This is a genomic window from Sphingobium sp. PNB (genome assembly GCF_019873065.1).
GTDB lineage: Bacteria > Pseudomonadota > Alphaproteobacteria > Sphingomonadales > Sphingomonadaceae > Sphingobium > Sphingobium fuliginis.
Genome location: NZ_JAINEZ010000082.1, coordinates 1 through 23,113, shown reverse-complemented (window position 1 = coordinate 23,113; position 23,113 = coordinate 1). Strand labels below are relative to the sequence as shown.

General features: G+C 65.5%; 21 protein-coding genes, 1 tRNA gene and 1 other RNA gene. 3 read left to right on the top strand and 20 right to left on the bottom strand.

The window, feature by feature from the left end; all coding sequences use genetic code 11:
• Positions 1-199 precede the first annotated feature (199 nt).
• From K7W03_RS21385 to K7W03_RS21315, 15 genes are all read right to left on the bottom strand, one after another.
• On the bottom strand, positions 200-382 hold the full coding sequence (locus tag K7W03_RS21385; protein ID WP_222887266.1) for a hypothetical protein: 183 nt from the start codon (positions 380-382) through the stop codon (positions 200-202).
• 271 nt (positions 383-653) lie between these two features.
• Positions 654-730, bottom strand: a tRNA-Met gene (locus K7W03_RS21380).
• A 107-nt stretch (positions 731-837) separates the two neighbouring features.
• Positions 838-1,599 (bottom strand): prepilin peptidase, encoded by a 762-nt coding sequence (locus tag K7W03_RS21375; RefSeq protein WP_222887265.1) that lies wholly within the window; start codon positions 1,597-1,599, stop codon positions 838-840.
• The gene (gspN, locus tag K7W03_RS21370; RefSeq protein ID WP_222887264.1) at positions 1,596-2,318 is read right to left on the bottom strand and encodes a type II secretion system protein N; all 723 of its coding nucleotides are present in this window, start codon (positions 2,316-2,318) and stop codon (positions 1,596-1,598) included. The genes K7W03_RS21375 and gspN overlap by 4 nt, the downstream gene beginning before the upstream one ends.
• Complete coding sequence (gspM, locus tag K7W03_RS21365; protein WP_222887263.1) at positions 2,315-2,800, bottom strand: type II secretion system protein GspM; 486 nt, start codon at positions 2,798-2,800, stop codon at positions 2,315-2,317. Before gspM ends, gspN begins: the two co-directional genes overlap by 4 nt.
• Positions 2,797-3,909 (bottom strand): type II secretion system protein GspL, encoded by a 1,113-nt coding sequence (gene gspL, locus K7W03_RS21360; protein WP_222887262.1) that lies wholly within the window; start codon positions 3,907-3,909, stop codon positions 2,797-2,799. Before gspL ends, gspM begins: the two co-directional genes overlap by 4 nt.
• On the bottom strand, positions 3,906-4,895 hold the full coding sequence (gene gspK / locus K7W03_RS21355) for a type II secretion system minor pseudopilin GspK (RefSeq protein WP_222887261.1): 990 nt from the start codon (positions 4,893-4,895) through the stop codon (positions 3,906-3,908). The genes gspL and gspK overlap by 4 nt, the downstream gene beginning before the upstream one ends.
• Complete coding sequence (gene gspJ / locus K7W03_RS21350) at positions 4,888-5,592, bottom strand: type II secretion system minor pseudopilin GspJ (RefSeq protein ID WP_226870371.1); 705 nt, start codon at positions 5,590-5,592, stop codon at positions 4,888-4,890. Before gspJ ends, gspK begins: the two co-directional genes overlap by 8 nt.
• Positions 5,589-5,972 carry a type II secretion system minor pseudopilin GspI gene (gene gspI, locus K7W03_RS21345; protein ID WP_222887260.1) on the bottom strand — a complete coding sequence of 128 codons (384 nt, stop codon included), beginning with the start codon at positions 5,970-5,972 and terminating at the stop codon, positions 5,589-5,591. The genes gspJ and gspI overlap by 4 nt, the downstream gene beginning before the upstream one ends.
• A gap of 10 nt (positions 5,973-5,982) precedes the next feature.
• Complete coding sequence (locus K7W03_RS21340; protein WP_222887259.1) at positions 5,983-6,465, bottom strand: GspH/FimT family pseudopilin; 483 nt, start codon at positions 6,463-6,465, stop codon at positions 5,983-5,985.
• A 58-nt stretch (positions 6,466-6,523) separates the two neighbouring features.
• Complete coding sequence (gspG, locus tag K7W03_RS21335) at positions 6,524-6,985, bottom strand: type II secretion system major pseudopilin GspG (RefSeq protein WP_137709218.1); 462 nt, start codon at positions 6,983-6,985, stop codon at positions 6,524-6,526.
• 276 nt (positions 6,986-7,261) lie between these two features.
• Positions 7,262-8,479, bottom strand: coding sequence for a type II secretion system inner membrane protein GspF (gspF, locus tag K7W03_RS21330; RefSeq protein WP_025551095.1), 1,218 nt, complete (start codon positions 8,477-8,479; stop codon positions 7,262-7,264).
• The gene (gspE, locus tag K7W03_RS21325; RefSeq protein ID WP_413469347.1) at positions 8,472-10,016 is read right to left on the bottom strand and encodes a type II secretion system ATPase GspE; all 1,545 of its coding nucleotides are present in this window, start codon (positions 10,014-10,016) and stop codon (positions 8,472-8,474) included. Before gspE ends, gspF begins: the two co-directional genes overlap by 8 nt.
• A 111-nt stretch (positions 10,017-10,127) precedes the next feature.
• Entirely contained in the window at positions 10,128-12,314 is a 2,187-nt protein-coding gene (gspD, locus tag K7W03_RS21320; RefSeq protein WP_222887258.1) for a type II secretion system secretin GspD, read from the bottom strand.
• Positions 12,311-13,141 (bottom strand): type II secretion system protein N, encoded by an 831-nt coding sequence (locus K7W03_RS21315; RefSeq protein WP_222887257.1) that lies wholly within the window; start codon positions 13,139-13,141, stop codon positions 12,311-12,313. Before K7W03_RS21315 ends, gspD begins: the two co-directional genes overlap by 4 nt.
• Before the next feature lie 171 nt (positions 13,142-13,312).
• Here K7W03_RS21315 and K7W03_RS21310 point away from each other — a divergent pair, with 171 nt between their 5' ends.
• Entirely contained in the window at positions 13,313-13,960 is a 648-nt protein-coding gene (locus tag K7W03_RS21310) for a prolyl hydroxylase family protein (RefSeq protein ID WP_413469346.1), read from the top strand.
• Between the two features lie 106 nt (positions 13,961-14,066).
• Here K7W03_RS21310 and K7W03_RS21305 read toward each other — a convergent pair whose 3' ends face one another.
• The 5 genes from K7W03_RS21305 to ssrA form a co-directional block, all read right to left on the bottom strand.
• Entirely contained in the window at positions 14,067-15,515 is a 1,449-nt protein-coding gene (locus K7W03_RS21305) for a CYTH and CHAD domain-containing protein (protein ID WP_222887256.1), read from the bottom strand.
• A gap of 169 nt (positions 15,516-15,684) precedes the next feature.
• Positions 15,685-18,366: a TonB-dependent receptor domain-containing protein gene (locus tag K7W03_RS21300; RefSeq protein ID WP_222887255.1), complete on the bottom strand. Its 2,682-nt coding sequence runs from the start codon at positions 18,364-18,366 to the stop codon at positions 15,685-15,687.
• Positions 18,367-18,459: 93 nt separating this feature from the next.
• A complete protein-coding gene (locus K7W03_RS21295) occupies positions 18,460-20,043 on the bottom strand; it encodes a hypothetical protein (protein ID WP_048575382.1) in 1,584 nt (527 codons plus the stop codon).
• A 387-nt stretch (positions 20,044-20,430) separates the two neighbouring features.
• Positions 20,431-20,811, bottom strand: coding sequence for a tetratricopeptide repeat protein (locus tag K7W03_RS21290; protein ID WP_222887254.1), 381 nt, complete (start codon positions 20,809-20,811; stop codon positions 20,431-20,433).
• A gap of 291 nt (positions 20,812-21,102) precedes the next feature.
• Positions 21,103-21,447, bottom strand: a transfer-messenger RNA (tmRNA) gene (gene ssrA, locus K7W03_RS21285).
• A 24-nt stretch (positions 21,448-21,471) separates the two neighbouring features.
• Between ssrA and K7W03_RS21280 the strand changes: the two genes are divergently transcribed.
• Both K7W03_RS21280 and K7W03_RS21275 read left to right on the top strand, forming a co-directional pair.
• Complete coding sequence (locus K7W03_RS21280; RefSeq protein ID WP_025551083.1) at positions 21,472-22,224, top strand: NRDE family protein; 753 nt, start codon at positions 21,472-21,474, stop codon at positions 22,222-22,224.
• A 161-nt stretch (positions 22,225-22,385) separates the two neighbouring features.
• A complete protein-coding gene (locus tag K7W03_RS21275) occupies positions 22,386-22,976 on the top strand; it encodes an anthranilate synthase component II (protein ID WP_048575385.1) in 591 nt (196 codons plus the stop codon).
• The last annotated feature ends 137 nt before the right edge of the window (positions 22,977-23,113 follow it).

Below are 23,113 nucleotides of genomic sequence, written 5' to 3'. Positions count from 1 at the left end.
TTCAGGCCACGGATAGCCAGATAGTCCCGCAAGGCGATTGCATCCTGATCCACCTTACCGTCCATCATGAGGGCCTTTCTGGGATAGGTGCGGGGTGGTGCACCTGATGCAATAAAGATCACGGTCGTAGGCTTTGCATGTGAACCATGATGCCTCAACCCAACGATGAATGCCAAGCCAGCATAACAGCCTACCCATCTCACTCCCCCTCAAGGTGGGCGCGGGCTTCCTCTGCCCGCAAGTCCGTAGCGATCCTGCTCATACCTCCACACACCCGCAGCGTGGTCTCCCGATCCCAGGGGCTTTCGCCATCAACCAGCCAGCGCCAGAGAACCTTGGAAGCGCGTTCGCAGCCGTCAGCCAGCTTCATCATCTCAGACATGGGGGTGATCCTTGTGCTGATATTCGCCGCACCAATCGGTCGGAAGTTTAAGATGAAACATTGGAAGACGGCGGCACTCATAAATTTCTATTGCCGCCTCCCATCGAGAGGCTCGCGGACGTTTACGCCAGTTTGGCACAAGTAACGCGAACCGGCACGTTTCGCACTTGTCAGCCATGAGCCGCCTCCCCGTTCAGGCGGGCGGAAAGCACTGGCAGTTTACAGTTGTTTGTAAACCGCTCTGGAGCGACATCGCTAAGTGCTTGAAAAATGGTAGCGGAGGAGGGACTTGAACCCCCGACACGCGGATTATGATTCCGCTGCTCTAACCAGCTGAGCTACTCCGCCCCATGGGCCGTCCGCCGGGCCATGCCCTGCGGTGAGGCGGCGCTATAAGCAGAGCGGGCTGATGGGTCAACGGGGTTTCACAGCATCGTGAAATTTCTCTGGCCGGGTCATCCGCCTGCACTGGCAAGGACGGTGGCAAGCCACCATCCCGGCACCGCGGCCAGGGCAAGGAAAGTCCCCAGCGGCACGCGCGTCGTGCCGTCCACCCTCCCGCCTGTCGCCATGACCGCGAGGACCGCCAGCAGTCCCACGCTCGCCGCCAGCAGCAGGATGAAGGGCAAGGCCTGCCAGCCGAACCAGGCGCCGAGCGCACCCAGCAGCTTGGCATCGCCCAGACCCAGCCCTTCGCGTCGCCGGAAGCGCCGATAGCCGAGCGCGACCAGCAGCAGCGTCAGATAGCCGGTCAGCGCGCCGATCGCCCGATCCCCCATCGTCGCGTCGGTCGTCCAGGGACCAAGGGTGAAGCCCAGGAACGCCAATGGCAGGGTCAGCGCGTCGGGCAGCCAGAAATGCCGCCGGTCGAGCACCGCCAGCGTCAGGAGCAGCCAGCCCAGCAGAGCCCATCCCGCCCCGCCCGGATCGGGCGAAAAGCCCAGGGCGAGCGCGCCGATGATCGCGCATGCCGCCTCCACCTGCCCATGCAGCGGATCGATGGGCGCGCCGCAGGTCCGGCACCGCCCTCGCTGCGCCAGCGCGCTTGCCATCGGCACGAGATCGAAGACGCTGAGAATCCGCCCGCAGCCGTCACAGGCCGACCGGCCGCGCAGCACGCTGCGCCCCTGCGGCCAGCGCAGGACGATCGTGGCAAGGAAACTCCCGGCTATGGCTCCGGCTGTCGCGCCCAGCAGGGCGGGGAAGACCTCAATCACAGCGTCCCTTCGATCTTCAGCACCCGCGCGCCCCCGGCATCGGCAAAGCCCGCCTTGGCCAACGCCTCGCCCAGCGTCGCGTCGGCGGTTTCCACCCGCATTTCCGCCTGATAGCGGCCCGATCGCCAGATGCGCAGATTGACCTTTTCCAGCCCCGACTGGCTGACCAGCGGCAACAGCAGCGCTTCGCCGTCGCAACTGGCCACGCCCGAAAGGCCCTGCGACAGGTTCAGTCCCGGAAACTGCCCCGCCATTTGCGCACGGACCCGCCCCTCGGCATGGCCGCAGCGGTCGCCGGAGAACCAGGCCGACACATCGTCCATGACGAAGCTGCTTACCGGCAGCGGCACGAAGGTCCGGCCCAGCGGCACTGCGCCCGTCACATCGTCGATCCCCATGCGCCCGAAGCCGACCGTCAGCGCGCCGCTCAGATCGTCCGCTGCGCCATTGCGGCGCCAGACGTCGAACCGCGCCCGTCCGACCAGCAGTGACACGGGCGACAGGCCCGCATGGACCGATCCCAGCGACACCGTGCCCAGCATCAGCCGGTCGATCCCGCCGCTCCACACCGTGCCGCGCACCTCCCGCGCCGCCACGCCCAGCCGCTCCAGACCCGCCATGCCGAGCGCGACGCGCATCGGCAGGAAGATGAGGAATCCCAATGCGAACACAGCGATAAGCGCGATGCGCACCCGCCGCGAAAGGCTGAGCCCCATCATTGCCCGCCCCGCACCAGCACCGCCTGCACCGCGACGCTGCCCGCCGTCGCCGCCGGCCGCGCGCTTATCGTTTCGATCCGAATGCCCTCTGCCTCCAGGACGGAGAGCCATGACAACAGCGCGACCGGCCGCACCGAGGCGATGGCCATGTCGACCCGGTCGGCGCCCTGCGCCTGCGCGCGTTCCAGCGTCAGCCCCGCCTCGCCGGCGCTCTGGCCGATGAACTGGTCCAACGGCACGCCCGCGTCGACTGTCGCCGCCGTGCGCGGCAGCGACTTCAGCAGCTTCACCTTGGCGCGGATGGCGGCATTGCGATCGGTCGCCTCCCGCAACCCGTCGCGGGCCGAACGCTGTGCAGCGTCGAGCGGCCGCACCACGCCCAGCCACAGGATCACCACCGCCAGCAGCGCGAACATCACGCCCAGCATCCACTGCTCGCGGGGACTCCGTTCGCCCCATAATGCCTGCAACCGTTCCATCATGACCGCACCGTTATATCCGCGAGCATCCGCCCGCCGGGGTCCTGCGAAGGCGTCGCCGTGATGGCGAAGCCCGCCGCCTGCAAGGCCAACAGCACGCTGTTGATGTCATCCCCCTTCGCCGCCGCCAGCGTGGCGCGGATCATCCCGTCCGGATCGCGCGACAAAGCCGTCAGCGACACGCCGGGCACATCCTGCATCGCGCTCAACAGGCCCGAAACCGGCGCGGTGAAGGCATAGCCGCCCGCCCCGCGCGCAGCGAGTTGACGGTCCATTTCCGCCTCCGCCTGGAGGACGTCGGTCGCCCCCGGCACCACCTGCCGCGCCAGGGCCAGGCTTTCCGCATCCAGCGCGCTCGCCGCGAAATGCTGCTTGGCAAGGCCGACCAGCGCGATGGACAGGCTGACCAGCAGGATCAGCCCGCTCCAGACCGCGATGCGCGCCATCGTCCGTTTGTCGAAGGACCGCCGCACCCGCTTAGCGAAGTCGCCCTGCCGCAAGTCGAGCGGCGGCCGGTCCAGCGCGGCAATCGCCCGCGCTTCGATCTGGTCCGCGGGAACGTCGCGCACCGCGGCATCGCCGATCAGTTCCGGCAGGGCCAGGTCGCCCGCCAGCGCCAGGTCGCTCCCGCGCAGCACCGCTTCGCCGCCGACCAGAGCACGCTCGAACCCCTCCTGCGGTTCGGGCAGCAGCAGCGGGGCAGGCACGATGATGTCCGGATCAAGCCCATGATGCTGCGCCCAGAGCAGCCAGTGCTGCATGTCGGCCCTCGCAGCCACGGCGACGCAATGCGGCCGCGCCGGATCGTCATTGTCGTCGGCTGCGGCGAAAAGCTGGTCCGCGGGCACGATCCCGCCCGCCATGGCCGCCAGCCGCGCCGCCGCCCTCCCCTGCCGGGCAGGCAGATCGGGATAGGCGCCCCGATGCAGCGTCACCAGCGCCGCCGGCGGCACCAGCATCACCGTCATATCCCCGGGCAGCGCCGTGAGGCCGCAAGCCGCGAGCCAGTTCGTCCCCGCCCCTTTCTGCACCACGGCGCCGTTCGCCACCCGCATCCACAGCGGCTCCGCGCCCGGCCGTTCCGGCAGGGCGACGATCAATCCCTCGCTCACGCGCCGGTCCCCCAATTGCGGCGTATCAGCTTGGCCGGACTTTGCCGCGCATCGATCAGCGCCCGTTCGACCACCTGCGTTCCCCCGACATCCACCGACACTTCCACTCCGAAAAATCCCGTCGTCAACTTGACCTGCTGTGCCGCCTCTTCCAGCGGGCTGAGCCCCGCCAGCGACGGGGCGCGCCAGAATTCCACCGTGCTGCCGTAGCCATCCACCGGCCGCTGCGCCAGCAATTGCCGCGCCTGCGCGACACTCAGCTGCCCCTGCATCAGCATGGCGAAAAGCGGCGCCTGATCGGGCAGCAGCGTATTGATGTTGATGGGCGACAGATCGGCGGTCGGCAGGGCGCATACCCATGGCCGCACCAGCCCGTAAATGGCCGGCGTCACCCCGTTGACCGCCCGCAATTCGCTGGGATCGACCATGAAACGGTTGGCCGTGCGATAGGGCCGCGGCGCCCGCGCATAGGTCTCGTCCTCCGCGCCGCCGGGCTGCGGCACGCCGTCCGTGTCGATCCAGTCCGCCAGCGACGCCGCCGCCACCTGCGCCTGCCGCGCGTCGACGCCCAGCGCCTGCAACAGCGCCTGGAACTGCGACACGCCCACCGGGCGCTCCTTCAGATCAGCCTCGGTCTCGCCCGCGACCACGCTGTTGAGGTTGAAGCAATTGCCCCCGTCCGTCACCCGCGCCGTGGCGACCCCGCCCGGCACGAATATGGCCTGCGGCGTTCCCATCCAGTTGCCGGCCAGCGTCGTCTTGCCCGGATTGGCCGCAACCAGATCGCCTATGCGCATCCGGGCGATCTCCGTGCCGGCATCGGCAAAGGCGCGCGCCTGATCGACCGCGCCGCCATTGCCGGTCATCCGCGTGGCCAGCGCCAGCCGCTCCAGCGCAGTGGAAGCGACCACCGCCATCACCGCCACCAGCAGCAGCACGGTCAACAGCGCCGCGCCGCGCTCTCCCGGCTTGCGGGGGTCAACCATTGGCTGGCGCCCCTTCCTGCTTTTCCGCCGGACCCGGCCCCACCAGGAAACGCAGCGTCACCGGCGGCTCGCCGGTTCGCGTCACCGTCATCTCCACGGCACGGGGCATCAGGTCGGGCTGGGTCGGCACCCATTCGTCGCGCCAGTCGCCGCTGGAGTCGCGGAAGCGCAACGCGACGTCGCCGACCCCGGTGAGCAACGCGGCCGGCTCGTCGCCCGCCGCGCCGTCGACCTGCGCATAGGTGCGCCGTTCCAGCCGCCCCTGCCGCACCCAATATTCGACCTTCTGGAGCGACGGCCGCGGCAGATCGCCCAGATTGTCCCAGCCGCCGCGCACGAACTGGAGGATGGGCTGGCTCTCCCCCTCGCGATGCGACCAGAAGGCGGGCGCCAGCGTGCCTGCCTCCGTGCGGCTGATGCGCGGCACCGCCTGCCCCAGATCGGCCGCCAGCGCACCGCTCGCCCGCTGCACCGCCGCCATGTCGTCCAGCCGCAGCTTGATCTGCGCCTCTGCCGATACGCTATTGCCCAGCAGCAGCACCCCCGCCGCCGCCAGCATGGCGAAGATCATCAGGGCGACGAGCAGTTCGATCAGCGTGAAGCCGTGTTCGGCGGAACGTCTAAAAGACCTGAAGCCGTGTTCGGCGGAACGTCTCAGAGACCCGAAGCCGTGTCCGGTGGAACCTGCCTGCCTCATTGCACCACCCGCACGAAGCTCAGCACCACGGGGGGGGAGCCCGCCTGACCGTCGACGGCAAGATCGACTTGCAGCAGGCGCTTGTCATCGGTCGCCTTGACCTGCCGTGTCCAGTGCCAGCGCCGCCCGCCATTGTCGACATCGCCTTCTTCACTGCCGAGCGAAGGCGGCGCGGGATCGGTCTGCACCTCCACCATCAGGTTGCGCGCGACGATCTGACCCATCGCCTTGCTGTCGAGGTCGGCGGCGGTGTGCAGAGTCACCCCTTGCAGGCGGACGAGCGCCAGGGCGGCCAGGCTGAAGACCGCGAGCGCGACGAGCATTTCGAGCAGGGTGAAGCCTTGCTCCTCCCCACGCGCCTTACGGCAGCATGACCGCATGAAGCGCGTCCTACCCACCGACAACGACCTTTCCGGCCATATCGACCGAAATCGAAACCCGCTCTCCCTCGCGGGCAAGGATTACCGTCATGGGATCGGTCGGAAGCCCCGTGCCGTCGAAGCCGATCTGCTGCCGTCCGTCCTTCCCGACCAGCGCCCGCGTACCGGCCTTCCAGTTGGCGGTGGCGAAGGGCTTGTCCTCCAGCCCCACCCATTGCCCGCCATCGCGGCGTTGAAAGCCATAGCCCGAGGCCGATACCCATACCCCCATGGGCCGCGCGGTAACGACCGCTTCGTCGCGCGCCGCGGCAAGGCGAGCGGCGAAGCGGTCGGCATCCTCGATCACCCGGCCGCGAGGGTCGGGGATCGCCAACACCACTGCGGCCGAAATGAAGCCGATGATCGTCAGCACGACCATCAGCTCGATCAACGTGAAGCCGTGTTCGGCGGAACGTCTCAAATACCTGAAGCCGTGTTCGGCGGAACGTATCATAGACTCGAAGCCGTGTTCGGCGGAACGTCTCAAAGATCCGGAGCCGTGCCGCCGGCGATCAAAGCTCGCTGGAATAGATGTCGGCATTTTCATTGTCGCCACCCGGCTGCCCGTCCGCTCCCAGCGAACTGATGTCGAACGCGCCCTTCCGCCCCGGCACCGCATAGTGGTATGGCCGGCCCCAGGGATCGTTCGGCAGCTTCTTGATATACCCCCCGCGCCGGTAACGCTGCGGCTGGGCGAGCGCGGCCGGCGGGTTGATCAGCGCCTGCAACCCATCGGTCGCGGACGGATAGGCCAGATTGTCGAGCCGATATTGTTCCAGCGCCTGTTCGATGGTGGCGATGTCGGCCTTCGCCTTCTCCACCCGCGCGGTATCCGTCGCCGGGATGACGTTGATCGCCACGATGGTGGCAAGCAGGCCGATGATGACGATCACGACCATCAGTTCGACCAGCGTGAAGCCGTGTTCGGCGGAACGCCTCACGGGCGTGAAGCCGTGTTCGGCGGAACGCCTCAAAGACCTGAAGCCGTGTTCGGCGGAACGCCTCAAAGACCTGAAGCCGTGTTCGGCGGAACGTCCCAAAGACCTGAAGCCGTGTTCGGCGGAGCGCCTCGGAGACCCGAAGCCGTTCTCTCCTTCCCCTCTCCTATCGTCATTCCCGCGAAGGCGGGAAACGCCAGTTCGGCGCAGCCAATCCATCTCCCACAACAAACGCCAGGGGGAACGTTCAGGCGATGGATTTCCGCCTTCGCGGGAATGACGGAGAGAAAGGATCTTGCGCATAAACACTCCTCAGGCCCCGGTAAGGCTCTGCAATTGCAGGATGGGCAGCAGGATGGACAGGATGATGACGGCGACGATGCCGCCCATGGCGATGATGATGACCGGCTCCAGCATGGCGAGCGCGGCAGAGGTGAAGCTGTCGAATTCCCGCTCCAGATAGTCCGCCGCCCTCTCCAGCATGGTGTCCAGCCGCCCCGCGCTCTCCCCGCTCGCCGCCAGATAGACGAGCAAAGGCGGAAACACGCCCGCCCGCCGCAGCGCCGCGGACAGGCTGCCGCCGCCGCGAATGGCCTCCACGATCTCCTCCGAAGCCTGCCGCAGCACCCGGTTGTGCACCGTCTGGGCGGTAAGCGACAAGCCCTCCATCAGCGGCAGGCGGCTCGCCACCATGGTCGACAGGGTGCGCGCCATCCGCGCCGCATGCAGGTCGCGGATCAGCCGCCCCAGCAATGGCAGGCGCAGCAGCATCGCATCGAAGCGATAGCGGAAGCTTTCGACCTTCAGCGCCCGCCAGAAGCCGAAGCCAGCCACCCCCAGCAGGATCGCCAGAAGCCACCAATAGCCCGCCAGAAAGGCGGAAATCCCCATCACCATGCGGGTGAGCAGCGGCAGTTGCTGCCCCACAGTATCGAACTGCTCCACCACCTTGGGCACGACGAAGATCATCAGCGCCGCGACTACGCACACCGCAAAGGCGGCAAGCACGGAAGGATAGGCGATGGCGGTCAGCACCTTCGACCGGATCACCGCCTGCCGCTCCATGAGGTCGGACAGGCGCTCCATGATCGTGGGCAGGCTGCCGGAACTCTCGCCCGCTGAAATCATTGCGCGGTAGAGCGGCGGAAAGCTCCTCGGCTCGGCGCCCAGGGCGTCGGCCAGCCGCCGCCCCTCCAGCACGCCCGAATGCACCTTGCCGACAATCGCCTGCACATGCGCCTGCTCGCTCTGCCGCCCGATGGTGCGGAGCGATTCCTCCAGCGGACTGACCTGGATCAGCGTCGACAACTGCCGGGTGAACAGCGTCAGTTCCTTGGCCGAAAGGCGCGGCGCGCCGAACGACAGCCCTGCCCGCCTGCGCGCCTTTTCCACCGCGCCCGGCTCGATCCGCACGATGAACAGCTTGCGCGAGTCCAGCTTCGCCCGCGCATCCTCGACCGTTTCAGCCTTGATCGCGCCCTTGCGCTCACGCCCGGCGGGGTCGATGGCGATATAGTCGAACTCAGCCATCGGTGATGGTTTCCACCTCGCCCGCGTCGCGCCGCGACACGCGGATCGCTTCTTCCGCCGTCGTCTGGCCGTCGCGCACCAGCGCACGCGCCGCCGAACCCAGATTGGGCGCGTTCAGGAAAGCATGGCGCGCGATCAGCGATTCATCGCCGCCGTCATTGATCAGCCGCCGGATCGTATCGTCCACCCGGATCGCCTCGAACACGCCGATGCGGCCCTTGTAGCCGGTGCCGTTGCATGACTCGCATCCCCGCGCCCGGTAGATGATCGTGCCCGGATCGAAGCCCAGCAGGGCGCTGGCCGACTTGTCCGCCTGCACCGGCTCCCGGCAATGCTGGCAGAGCCGCCGCACCAGCCGCTGCGCGATCACGGCGCGCAGGGTGGAGGCGAGCAGGAACGGTTCCACCCGCATGTCGCGCATCCGCGTGATCGCACCCACCGCGTCATTGGTGTGGACGGTGGACAGCACCAGATGCCCCGTCAGGGACGCTTGCACGGCGATTTCGGCAGTCTCCCGGTCACGGATTTCGCCCACCATCACCACATCGGGGTCCTGACGCAGGATGGCGCGCAGGCCGGCCGCGAAGGTCAGGCCCACCTTCGCATTCACCTGCGTCTGGCCGACGCCCTCGATCGCATATTCGACCGGGTCCTCGACCGTCAGGATGTTGCGCGTGCCGTCGTTGAGCTGCCTGAGGCCCGCATAGAGCGTCGTCGTCTTGCCCGACCCCGTCGGCCCGGTGACGAGGATGATGCCATTGGGTTCCTGCAACCCCTCCCGGAAAATCCGGTCCGCCGCCCCGGCCATGCCCAGCAGGTCGAGGTTCATGCCCGCATTCTCCTTGTCGAGAATGCGCAGCACCACCCGCTCTCCCGCCCGGCTCGGCAGGGTGGAAACGCGCACGTCGAGCAGTTTCCCGCCCAGCGTCAGCCCGATCCGCCCGTCCTGCGGCACGCGCCGCTCGGCTATGTCGAGGCGGGCCATCACCTTGATGCGGCTGACGACGACCGGCGCGACATGGGGCGGCATGCGCAGCGTCTCCCGCAGCACGCCGTCGACGCGCATCCGCACGATCAGCCCGGTCTCATAGGGCTCGATATGGATGTCCGACACGCCCTGCCGCGCCGCTTCGGCAATGATGCCGTTGATGAGGCGGATGGCGGGTGCGTCATCGGCGCTGTCGAGCAGGTCGTCGGCGGTCGGAATGTCGGCGGCGAGGATGTCCAGCTCGTCCGCCCCGACATCGAGCGATCCCGCCATGGCGGCGGCGCTGCCCTCCATCGCATAATGATCCGACAGATGCCGGTCGAACTGCGCGGCATCGACGAAACGCACGTCGAAGCTGCGCGCCAGATGCCGCCGCACCTCCAGCAGGACGCGCGGATCGCTGTCTTCGCGCACGGCAATGGTCAGCCGCTCTCCATCCGGCGGCAGCATGACCACGCCGTGCTTTCGCGCGAAGACATAGGGTATGTCGACGGCGCGCGGCGCGATATGCGGGGGGATATCGCCAGAAGCAGAAGCGGCTTCCTGCACCCTAACCTCCATTCGGGCTGAGCTTGTCGAAGCCCAGTCCTTTCCTGAAAGGAAGAAAAGCGAAGGGCTTCGACAAGCTCAGCCCGAATGGAGAGGAAGCCCGCTTCCCGATCATTTCGGTTGCTCGCTTTCCGGGATGTCCACGGGCCGCACCACGCCGCTCGACTGGCGGGCGGTCGGTTCGATGATCTCGGCGGGCGGCTGCACCACGGTGTCGCCCGGCTGCGGCGCAGCGGAGGGAGGCGTTGCGCCCATATAGTCGCGCACCAGCTCGTCTATGCCCGGTTCCTGTTCCGGGTTGCGCTGCAACTGCATGCCGCGGATATAGCCGTAGCGCTGCTGCGTCAGTTTCTGGGCATCCTCCTTGGACCGCAGGATGGTGGGGCGGATGAAGACCATGAGGTTGGTCTTGGTCCTGCTCTTGCTGCGCGACTTGAACAGTTCGCCGATGCCGGGAATGTCGGACAGCAGCGGAATGCGCTCTATCGTCTTGCGCTCATTGTCGTCCAGCAGGCCGCCCAGCGCCAATATCTCGCCATCGTCGACCGTCACGGTCGTCTCGATCTCGCGCTTGTTGATGATGAGGTCGCTGTTGTTGTTCGACACCGGCCCGGCGACGCTGGACACTTCCTGCTTCAGGAACAGCTTGATCGCGCCGCCAGTGTTGATCTGGGGCTTCACCTCCAGCTTGATGCCGACATCCTGCCGCTGGACGGTGCGGAACTGGTTGTCGAAATTCTGGCTCAGCGCCTCGCCCGTGGTCACCGGCACCTGCTGGCCGACCAGTATCGACGCCTTCTGATTGTCCAGCGTCATCACAGAGGGCGTGGACAGGATGTTGCTGTCGGTATCGGATTTGACGGCATTGATGATCGCGCCGAAAATCCCGTTCCGCCCAAGCGACGTCGCCACCCCGCCGAAGCCGCCGGTCGCGTTCATCAGGCTGTCGACCGCCGCCTGTTGCAGCGTCGTTTCCAGATCGCTGCTGTTATGCGAAGTGGTAGTGGTGACGGTTCCATTGGCCGAAGTTTCGACCGTGGTGTCGTTGCCCAGCTCGCGCGCGCCGATGGCCCCGGCCAACGTCAAGATATTGGGCGAAGCATTGGAATAATTGGTCGCGGCAAAACCGGTCTTGGTGCTGCCGATCAGGAATTGCACGCCCAGCTTCTTGGCGGCGGCGTCGCTGATCTCGACGATGATCGCCTCCACCAGCACCTGTTCGCGCCGCGTGTCGATCTGGCGGATCGTCTCGCCCAGCATCCGCTGCACATCGCTGTTCGCCGCGACGATGATCGCATTGGCGCCCTCATAGCGGGTGACGATGGCGGGCCCGCGCGATGAAATCCCGCTGCCGCCCGAACCGCCCGGCCCCGCCACCGCGGTTGAAGCGGCGGCTGGCGCCGCGGAGGGCGCGGTTCCCGCCGCGGGGGTGGAGGCGGTCACGGACGAAGCGGTCGCCTGCCCCACCAGTTGCTGCAACACCGGCAGCAGCTTTTCGGCATCGGCATGTTCCAGCCAGTAGACGCGGATCTCGGTCCCGCTCGCGGCCTGCCGGTCGAGGTCGCGCGCCATCTGCGCCAGCCGCGCCACCGTCCCGGCATCGCCCCGGATCGCGACGGCATTGCTGCTGTCGATGGGCACGATGGTCGCGGGCTTCGCCGCCCCTTCCCCGCCCGTCGTCACCAGCGCCTGCAGGGACGTCGCGATCTCCCGCGCCCCGGCATTTTTCAGCACGACCGTTGTGGTCGAGGCGGTATCCCGGTCGATCCGCGCGATCACCTGCCGGATGCGCCCGATATTGTCGGCATAGTCCGCCACGACCACGCTGTTCCCGGCCCGGTTCGCCGTCACGGAGCCATCCTTGCTGACCAGCGGCCGCAGCGTTTCCAGCGCGCTCGCCGCGTCGATGGAGCGCAGGCGGAACACCTCCGTCACGAACTGGTTACGATTGGCCGCGCGGCCCACGGCGCTGGGCTGCCCCGCCGCGCCGTCCGCCGGCTGGATGCGATAGGCGCCGCCCGGCGCCGGCACCGCCACCAGCCCGTTCGCCCGCAGCGTCGACAGGAAAATCTCGAAATATTCGGATCGCGACAGCGGCCGGTCGGTCACCACGGACACCTTTCCGGCCACGCGGTTGTCGATGATGAAGGTCCGCCCGGTCACCCGCGCTGCATCCTGGATGAAGGCGCGGATGTCGGCGTCGCGCACGTTCAGCGTCTGCTGCGCCATGACCGGCGATGCGATGGGAGCCGCCAGCGCGAGGGCCATGGCGGCGGAAAGAAGCAGTTTTCTGGTCATTGGCCTTGCAGTGTCAGGTTGACGGAGGACATGGCCGCGCCGCGCTCCACCGACAGGGAAATGCGCGCGCCGGGCATGATCCTGCCCTGCAGCGCCTGAAGATCGCTCACCGATCCGATGGGCTGGCCGTCGACCTGGGTGACGATGTCGCCGGGCTGGAAGCCGGCCTGCTGGAAGCCGGGGCCCTTGGCCGTCAGGATGAGGCCGGTCACGCGCCCATTCTGCATCCGGGGGGTGTAGCCGACGTCGCGTTTCAGCATGTCGGCGGTCGGATTGTCCGTTCCCGCCACCGGCGAAGGCGGCGAACCGGCGGGCGCTCCGCCGTCCGGCATGGCCGTCGGCGCGGGCTGCGACTGGTCGAGAAACACCTGCTCCTCCGCCCCGCCGCGGTCGATGGTGATATGGTCGAAGGCGACCGCCTTCAACACCACGCCGGGCATGATCTCCTCACCCACGGCAAAGCTGTTCTGCACCCCATCCGGCCCCGCCACGATCGCGGAGCCCAGTCCGGACCCTTCGTTCAGGCGGATGCCGTAAACGGTCAGCGCCAGGGAGGTCACGACGCCGCCGCCCGCCTGTTGCGGACCGCCGCGATAAAAGGGATCGAAGCTGGAAAACAGCGCCTGCCGTTCCGCGACGGAAAGGAAGCGGGCCTGCCTCCCTTCCCAGGAGCCGAAACTGCCGACGGGCGTCAGCACCGTCCAGACGAGCGCCGCGCATTGCAGCGCCAGCAGGCCCAGCAACAGCTTCTCGACCGCCGACAACCAGTCGATCGGCCGCAACCGTCCGCCCATGTTCCGGATATTCTCGCTGAAAGCCACACGCATGCGCGTCGTTCATCCCCCTTGATATCGGCGCCTGCTAGAAAATTGGTTTTACTACCGGATGACACTATTGTGACGCTTTGATGACAATCGCAACGGCCGAAGCGACAGCGCTTGCATTTCGCGCGGCCAGCGATAGCAAAAGGCCGGATTTCCGCTTCCTGGACCCTGCCGATGGCCGATAGCCTCTCTCCCGCCGCGCCCGACGCCGATCCTGCCTGGATCGCATCCCACCCCCGCATCCAGCGCGTGCCCAGCCGCGACCTGGTCCTGTTCATCCAGCGCCATTTCCTGTCGGCGGAGGAATGTGCCGGCCTGATAGAACGGATCGACGCCCACCGCCGCCCCTCCACCATCGCGGACGCGAATGGCGACGGATATTTCCGCACCAGCGAGACATGTGACCTTGACGCTTCCGACCCGCTTGTGGCGAGGATCGACGCGAAGCTCGCCGCCTTCGCCGGCATCGATCCCGCCCATGGCGAACCCATTCAGGGGCAGCGCTATTCCGTCGGTCAGGAATTCAAGGCGCATACCGACTATTTCGAACCCAAGGGCCCTGATTTCGAACGCTTCTGCGCGGTTTCCGGGAACCGCACATGGACGCTGATGGTCTATCTGAACGAACCGGCGGCGGGCGGCGCGACCCGCTTCGTCAAGATCGGCAAGACGGTACAGCCCGAAACCGGCAAGCTGCTGGCGTGGAACAACCGGCTGGGTCCGGGGGCCTATAATCCCGCCAGCATCCACCACGGCATGAAAGTACGCAGCGGCGTCAAGCATGTGATCACAAAATGGTATCGCGAACGGCCCTGGGGGTGATCGGGGTGGGTCGCGAATGACCATTGGCAGCCCATCAAGCGCGACATGCTTCAAGGAGAGGGCGGCGCTCAGACCATCCGCTCTCCATCCCTCGCCGCAAATACCCTCACCGCCAGAAGCGAGGCGCCTCCAGCAAATCCTCATGGGCGCGGGCCGCGGCGCCCAATAATTTCCGTTTCCGCTTCGGACGCAGCCTGGCTTCCTCTCTCCCTAGCCCATAATGCGCCAGCAACCCCGGCGCGGCGACCAGATCATTCAATGCGCCCAGTTCCGACTGCACCTGTTCCAGCGCGGCGATGAATTTGCCCCGCCGCCGCCGCGCCTTCCTGCCCTCGAACAGCCCGGCGAAGAATTCGGAGGCGTAGCGCAGTTTCTTGGCATCCTTGCGCACCTCGTGGCGCGCTTCGTCGCTCAATCCGGCAAGCCCCCTGCCCTCCTTCGCGATCCGCCTGCGCAGCCGCCGCAAGCGCCGCGCGGCAAAGTCCGCCGCCGGCTCGTCCCGCATCGCCTGCACCTTGCCCCCGCCATGCCCCGCGCCCAGGGTCAGCCATTCGACAAGATCGATCAGCAGCATGCGAACCCGGGCCGAGCGCAGCCATTCCTGCACGCGGCCATGCACCTCGCCCCGAACCGCATCCCATCGCTCGCGCAGTTCCTCCGTCTCGACCCGTTCGGCCAGCACATCCAGATTGCGCGCCTCACCCAGCATAGCCGCCAGCCATTTGAGCTCGCCCTGGAAGCGCTCCACATCCGCAGGAGCCAGCATGGGCCTGAACAGCGAAAGGGCCGAGCGTAACCGGCGGATCGCCACCCGTGCCTGGTGCAGCGCCCTTGAATCATAATGATCCAGCAGCAGCGCCTCGTTCAGCCGATAGTGCCGCAGGCAGGTTCCCGCGATCCGCGACAATGCCTCCTCCGCCCGCATCGACGGGTCGAGCGCCACCGGTTCCGCCTTGACGAAGGCGGCAAGCCGGTCGCGCAGCCGGTATCCTCGCTCCGCCTTCGTCAGCACGCCGGGACGGACCGGCATTTCGGCGTCGATCCGCCGCGCGAGGAGGAACAGGGCGCCCGGTGAGCCGGATTTCAGTTCCAGTTCGACTTCGCAGATCGCGGCCTGCCGGTCCCCGGCGCTCACCTGCCCCCGGTCCAGCACCAGTTCGATCAGGGCATCATCCTGCCGCACGATCCATCTGCGCCGCTCGACTTCGGCATGGAAGACAGGCTGGATGCCATGCACCCCCTGCCCCAGCAGCTCGGCTATCGGCGTCCGGGCGTCCAGCACTGGCGCATCGTCCGCGACCGGCATTTCCCATTCCGCCCGCGCGAACAGGCCCGCGCCGCCCTCTCCATCGGCCTTGACCGTCTGCACCCGCTGGCCGTTCGACCGGCGAATACGCAGGCTGATCCCCCGGCCCGCCAGATCCCGCTGCGCCGTGTCGAAATAGATGGAGCGCAATGTCGCCACATCGCTGTCCGCCGGGAGCCAGTCCAGTCGCCCGAAAGCATCCGCCGCATCGGGCGCCAGTTCCAGCTTCAGTTCGACTTCCCGATTCATGCGCCGCCTCCGCGCATCTGCCTGGAGTTCGAACTATCACGAACAGCCCCGTCGCGCCAATCAGCCCATTAGCAAACGCAATCCTCCCCATGCGGAGACATGAGGAGGATCAGGCAAAGACCGGCGGAGGGTCGAGAGGCGGCATCCCCATCCCCTCGACAACGGGCTTTCAGAAGGTCGTCGAGAGCGAAAAATTGAACGTCCGTCCGATGCGATACGCATTATAGACGACCGTATTGGTCCCGTTCGATTGCGTTTCCCTGTAATCCTTATCCAAGATGTTACGGGCCTCGAACTTCACGTCGAACTGGCGACCCGCCAAATGCACGCCCTGCCGTGCGACGAAGTCCAGATTGATCGGTGGCCGTTCATAGACATCCGGCTGGTTCTGGTTAGCCAGACCACGACTGGTCACGCGCTTGCTGGCATAGGACAGGATCAGCGTCTGCTGCGACAGGCTTTCCTGATCTTCGATCCCAAGTTGCAGGTTTACCAGATGATCTGACTGGCCCGTCAGCGGCGCTCCATCGCGGAAGAAGTCGGTCGCGTTGCCCGACGAGGAACCGAACACCGCAACCGGATCATCGGCGCCGACCTTCAGCTTTGACTTGGTATAGGTATAATTGGCTATCGCCACCAAACGCCGCGTTGCGAAAAACGCATCGCTGCCGACGCCCGACAGATCGACATATTTCTGCAACTCGACTTCGCCGCCATACAGGTTCGCCTTGGGCGCATTGGCAAAGCTGGTGATGAACTCGCCGCCCGAGATGAAGGTTTCGATCGGATTCTTGATCCGCTTGTAAAAACCCGACAGCGAGAAGCGCTGGTCTCGGGCAAAATACCATTCGAAACGCGCCTCGCCATTATAAAGCTGGCTGTCCTGAAGGTAGGGATTGCCCTGATAACGGCGGTTCGTATCCGGATCGAAGTAGAATTGATAGATCAACTCGCGGAACTGCGGCCGGGCGATGGTCTTCGATGCATTGACGCGGAACTGCATGTCAGGGCGGACCTGCCAGGTCACTGTAGCCGACGGCAGCCAATAATCGTTCTTCAGACTGGTCGCGGCTAGGCTGGCACCGGGCGTGCTGAACACCTGGATCGGCGACACCGTCTCCTTCGCTTTTTCATAGCGGACGCCGGCATCGATCGACAGTTGCGGAGTGATCTGCCAATTGAACTTGCCATAGCCCGCATGATTGCGCAGCCGCGCTCGGAAAGCCGGATTGCCCTCATTGGTTTCGATGAGGACGATGTCGAAGGTGTCGATTACGCTCGGCCGAAGCAACAAGTCCGGTCGCAGCAGCGCCACCCCTTCAGGGAAAGTGCTGGGCGCCGTGAACTGGAAGTCGCGACGGGAGCTTGTGCGGCTGGTGTTCAGGAAGGCATAGCCCGCGGTCAGCGACAGTTCGGGCGTCGGCCGATAGCTGAGGTCGATGCCGCTCGACCACAGATCCTCGTTAAGGTCGGAATAGCTGATCGTCGCGTCGCCACCATTGCCATTGTTCAGGCGGTTCACGAAATATTGGCCCAAGGGATCGGACGCCGAATTGGTGCGGACATATTCCAGGGTCAGTTCGGCCGGAGCCTCGCGTTGTGAGTTGGCGAAGCCGCCCCGCACGTCCAGGCTCAGTTCCGGCGTCAACTTGAACTCACCGACGACCTGCGTATCGATCAACTGCCTTTCATACCAGGCGGTATCCTGCTGCATGAAGTCGACGGCCGTTTCCTGCCGATGGCCGACGCCCAGCCGCGTATGCTTCAGCGTGTCGCGTATATAGAGGTTGGTCCAGCGGATCTTGTTGTCCCCGAATTCCAGACCGACACCCAGCAGCCCGTTGACGATGATGCGATTGTCGGTCGTCACCCGCCGGAAATCATTTTCCAGCGTTCCAAGATCAGGCGTCAGCGAGTTCTGTTGCGTCTGGTCACGCGTCACCCAACGGTTGCTGTAGCCCGCCGTCGCGATCAGGCCCAACACCGCCCCGCCCAGATCGAAGGAGGTCCCGCCGGAGATGGTCGCGCTATAGTTGGGCGCCACGTCCTGCACCCGCTGGACCAGTGCATTGTCGAAACTGACGAGCTGGCTGGCGATCGCGCCGGTGTCGACATTGCCCGAGCTGATCCGCTCGCCGCTCCTGAAGAAGGCCTTGAGCGCCGGCGGAATGTCGCGCGAACCGTTGTCGAAGCCGGTCCAGTCGCTGCCGCTGCCATAATAGGTGTAACCCATCTGCGCGGTCGTCTCATCATTGGCGCCGATGCCACCGCTCACCGTGACGAAGCTTTCTGCCGGGATGACGCTGGTCGTGAGATTGATGACCCCGCCGCCGAACTCGCCTGGGTAATTGGCCGAATAGCTCTTCTGCACCAGTGAGGACGAGACGATATTGGTCGGGAACAGGTCGAGCGGCACGACCCGCTTCAGCGGTTCGGGGCTCGGCAGGGGGGAGCCGTTCAGGAGCGCCAGCGAATAGCGGTCGCCAAGGCCGCGCACATAGACATAGCCGCTACCCACCACGCTAAGGCCGGTGACGCGGCCCAGGGCGCCGGCGATGTTGCCGTCGCCTGTCCGGGCAATATCGGCGGACGACAGGATCGACACGACGGCGGGCGCGCTCTTCTGGATATTCGCGCCGCGGCGGCCCGTGACGATGATGTCGCTGCCGGGAATGGAAATGTCGGGCACGGAACCCTGATCCGCTTCCTTTGCGGGCTGGCCCGGCACCGGGGCGGGATCGGTCGGCTGAGAACCGGCGGCCGGCGCGCTGGTGGTTTGCGCGATTGCAGCCGGTGCGACCAGCGCGGATGAAATGAGCAGCAGGCCCGCAAGCTTGAGCGGCGTCGCCATCGAATGTCCCCTAAATATTGGAATTGCGAGATCGGGGCGGGAAACGGCTCGTTTGAAAGCCGCGCCCGCCCCGTTCATGGCTGCGTCGGGCGCTTAGGTGACCGGCAGCGAAGTGCAGGCGCGGTTGGCGTTGCTGGTGGTGTCGAACGCCGCCGTGGCGGAGTTGCAGGTCCAACCCTTGTACCAATTGTCATTCGCGTCCTTGACCGCCCCGACATAGCTGGTCGTGTCGAAATAGGCGTCCAGCGTCTTGGCATCGAACGGAGTCACAGCCGTTTCGCCGGCACCATTGATGAACAGGCTGCTCAGCGAGATGGTGAAAGCGTCGTTATTGCCGTTCGAACCCGAACCGAAGGCTGTCGCGACCTGCGCCGCGGTGATGCTGCCCGTGCCGAGATATTTGGTGGCGTTGCACGCCATCACGACCGAACGGGCGGTCAGCGTCGCCGGAGTGGTGCCGCTGCCGTTCATGCGAAGGCACTCGTTGTTCGGGGAGTTGACGATGCCGTTAACGAGAGTCAGGTCCGCATTGCCGCGCAACAGGATCGAGGCCTGGTCATTGGCGTCGTTATTGGCGCTCGACTGCGCCTGGATCGCGGTGAAGTTGGCAACGATGGTCTTCTGGCGCGGCGTATCGCCTTCAAAGCCGTTGCTGTCGACCTCCATCAGCGCGTCGCCCTGACCAGGGCGCTGCACGATCAGCACATATTGGAAGAAGCCCTGCAAGCCGGTGTCGATGTCGAGGCTGTCGTCATCCGCGCCGGTGGCGATGTAGTGCTTCATCTTGACGGTGCCGCCAAAGAATTCGGCGCCGTCGTCCGAACTGTTGTGGCTCTGGATATATTCCAGCGTGGTGCCGCTGCCGATGCCTTCTGTGGTCAGCGCCTGCAATTCGGTGTTGGCGCCCAGCACATAGCCCGAATAGCGGATCTGCACATATTTCATCGTGCCGCTATTGTCGGTGTCGAGGGTACCGCCATAGATCGCCGGGTCCGCCGCGCCTTCGGTCTGGCGCTCGCAGGTGCCCGCGCCGACCGAGCCGGTGGTGCAGTCGGTGATGCGGGCACGGCCCATCAGCACGACGCCGCCCCACTGACCGATGGAATTGTCGTTCACTGCGCCGTCGATATTGCTCTTGCTGGTGAAGATGATCGGCTTGTCGGCCGTGCCGACGGCATTGATCTTGTTGCCGCGATTGACCGCGAGCCAGGACGTGCCGGTGGCACCATAGACGATAACGCCGGGTTCGATGGTGAGCGTGACGGACGGCAGCGTGCAGCCGGCGGGAATCTGGCTGTCGCTGGGTCCGCGGTCGCAACCGACATCGACGCGGCCGGGGAGCGAATAGAGCAGGCCGGCAAGCTTCGGCAGGGTGATCGACTGGTTGATGCGCGACGGCAGTTCGCAGATGCGCCATACACCGGTCGGTGTCGTGGCGGTGGTGCCCCTATCGACCAGCGGATTGGCGCCAGCCGGAAGGGTCGGACAACCGCCTGCCGGGGTTACCGTCGCCGACGGGGTCGGCGTGGGTGTCGGAGTCGGCGTGGGGGTGGGATAGTTGATGGTGATGTCACCGCCGCTGCCGGGCGAGGCGACGTCATTGGCGCCGCATGCGCTGAGCGCGGCACAGGCACAGCCCGCCATCAGGATGGTGTTGAAACGGTTATTCTTGACCATGGAGTCTCCGCCCCGGCGCTCGCCGGCTTCATAAAGGTTGCGGAGCGCAGGGGAGAAACTCGAATCGGACAACGCCCCCTGTCGCCCTGCTGGCGGCAGTTAGGCGCGACAGATGACAGGGTTGTGCCGCTTCTATGACATATCGAGGTCTTTCAAATGACAGTTTGAAGACGCATGTTTCACTTTTGCGACATCGCCCCGATCTTTGCTTTGCTTGCCATGGGATCGGGCCATCCGCAGCGCGCGGCCTGCGTATGATTTAACGCAGCGCGATCTAGACACCTGATGAATGCGGAACAGCTTCCAAGCCGCAAGGACAAAGGGGCGCCGTCCCAAAAGGACGACGCCCCCGCTCCCTGCACCCAGGGTGTCCGCCTTTGCGCCTGTTCAGCGCATGGCGTAACTTGTCTGCAGACGGCCGATCGCCTTGCGAGCGATCTCCCGCGATGATCCTTCCTGCCCATCAGCCGTAACCAGCACGGCGTCAGGAGCGAAGCGCGCCGCCTGATATGCATTGCGTGCCGCCTTTGCCTTCCCCATTCCGGCATAGGCATTTCCCAAATTAATGAGTCGAGCCGGATCGTCGGGGAAATCGGACCGTAGCGCCTCCAGCCGGCGAGCAGCGACCTGATAGTCCCCCGCTGCCAACGCCTTGGAGGCCAGCCCCTTGTCGGACACGCCCACTATGATGGTATTATCGGCAGCTGATGCCACAGCCGGGGCCATCGCCGCCAGAGCCAACCCACAAATTGCTGCGGCCTTCCTCATCCAAAACCTCCGGAAAAAACCTTCTATAATAGCTGTAAGTATTTCACTTTGATGACATGGGAGCAAGGGCTGGAGCATCCACTAAAAAGGATTTTTATCACCCTATATTCAACATCTTATATCTTTTTCTTTTAACTGTCATAAAAGTGTAATCGAATGAAGTCGTTCCGGACTTCACCGATTCGCGAGCAGCCGCGCGGGAGCCAGCGATCCCGCGACCAGCCGACTGGAAAAGTGGAATTGTGAGGGAAGGTCCGGAGGGTTCTGTTGCCCGGCCCCTCCGGCGGCCGCTGAATTCCCTTCTGTTGCCCGGTGGGTTCAACCGCGTTCTTTTTGAGTAATGTCCGGCCGTGAGGCCATCAATTACGCAGCAAGAGCAAGAGCCTCGTTATCGTTGGCACTTGTGAGTTTTGAACCTTTTTACGGCGTACTCAGGCCGGGTGAAGGCATCGCTTTTCAACACACGTCGATCCTAGTTCGGCCCCGTCACGCGCCCCGGAACGACGGGGAATGTGGTGGAGCCGCCGGGTACCGCCCCCGGGTCCGCTGCGCCTATTGCACGATACGATTTATCACCATAGCCGGGCGAACCCGGCACCGGCCTATATGGAGAGGCGCGGACCGTTTATCAAGCCGCTCCCGATCTGGAGGAAAACACGCATGTGCATCATGGCAATGGCTTGGGACGCGCACCCCCGCTGGCGGCTGATCCTCATCGGCAATCGCGACGAACTGCACGCGCGCCCCGCAGCGCCGCTCGCCCGCTGGGAACAGCCGGACCATCTGATCGCAGGCCGGGACCTGCTTTCCGGCGGAACCTGGCTGGGCGTTTCCGAACAGGGGCGCGCCGCGATCGTCACCAACCTGCGCGGCTATGGCGGGCCCGATCCCGATCGCGCGTCCCGCGGCGCGTTGGTGACAGACCTTCTGAGCGGCGACGAGACGGCTCCGCTGGGGGATTTCAATCCGTTCAATCTCATCCTGATCGACCGGGACCGAGCGCTGTTCCTGACCAACCGCCCTCACCTCCTGCGCACGGAACTCACGCCTGGCCTCTATGGCCTTTCCAACGGCACGCTCGATGCGCCTTGGCCGAAGACGCTCGCCCTCAAATCCGCCTTGCTCGACTGGCTGGTCGCCGGAGCCGACGATCCTCTGACGCTGTTCGGTGCCCTCCGCGCGGAAAGCCTGCCCCATGCCGGCATTGCCCCCGATGCGCCCTCCGACATTCCGGCGGAGGCGATGATCTCGCCCATCTTCATCCGCAATCCCGTCTATGGCACGCGATGCAGCACGATCGTCGCAGTCGACGCGCGGGGACAAGGCGTCATTTCGGAGCGCCGCTTCGACCCTGACGGCGTGCAGACCGGCGAAACCCGCTTGGCTTTCAAATGGGACGAGAGGGGCGAATGAAGGGAAATCCATTTGCCACCGCCAGTCGATGCTTGCCCCCTGCCTTCGCGGAAGCACATGCGCTTGGGGTCGACACTCCCTGTCCGGCTTCCCGCCCAAATCGCCGCCGCTGCGGAAATGCGGCCCTTCCCCAAGCTTCGATCCCGCGCTAAAGCCGCTGCATGATCCTCGTCATCGACAATTATGACAGCTTCACCTGGAACCTCGTCCATTATCTCATGGAATTGGGAGCGCAGGTGGAGGTTGTCCGCAACGACGCCATTTCCGCCGGCCAGGCCCTCTCCACGGGCGCGCAGGCATTTCTGCTGTCGCCCGGTCCGTGCACGCCCAATGAAGCGGGCGTCAGCCTCGATCTCGTGGCCGCCTGCGCCGATGCGGGTGCGCCGCTGCTGGGCGTGTGCCTGGGGCATCAGTCGATCGGCCAGCATTTCGGCGGCAAGGTGGTGCGCGGCGGCCTGATGCACGGCAAGACCTCTCCCGTCGCCCATGACGGCACGGGTCTGTTTCAGGGGCTGCCTTCGCCCTTCACGGCCACCCGCTACCATTCGCTGATCGTCGAGGAGATTCCCGAAACGCTGATCGTCAACGCCACCAGCGAGGACGGCTCGGTCATGGGTTTCCGGCATCGCGACCTGCCGATCCATTCGGTCCAGTTCCACCCGGAAAGCATCGCCACCGAACATGGTCATGACATGCTGGCGAACTTCATGCGGATCGCCGGCATTCCGGTTCGCGAACGCGCGGCGGCCTGAAGCAGCCTCACCTTAGACCAAGTTCGGAATTTGGGTGGAATGGCCAATTCAGGACATTCCCCTCCCGTAAACGGGAGGGGTTAGGGGTGGGCGCGAGCGTAGCGAGCTTCTGACTTAGCCGTTGCAAAACAGCGCAG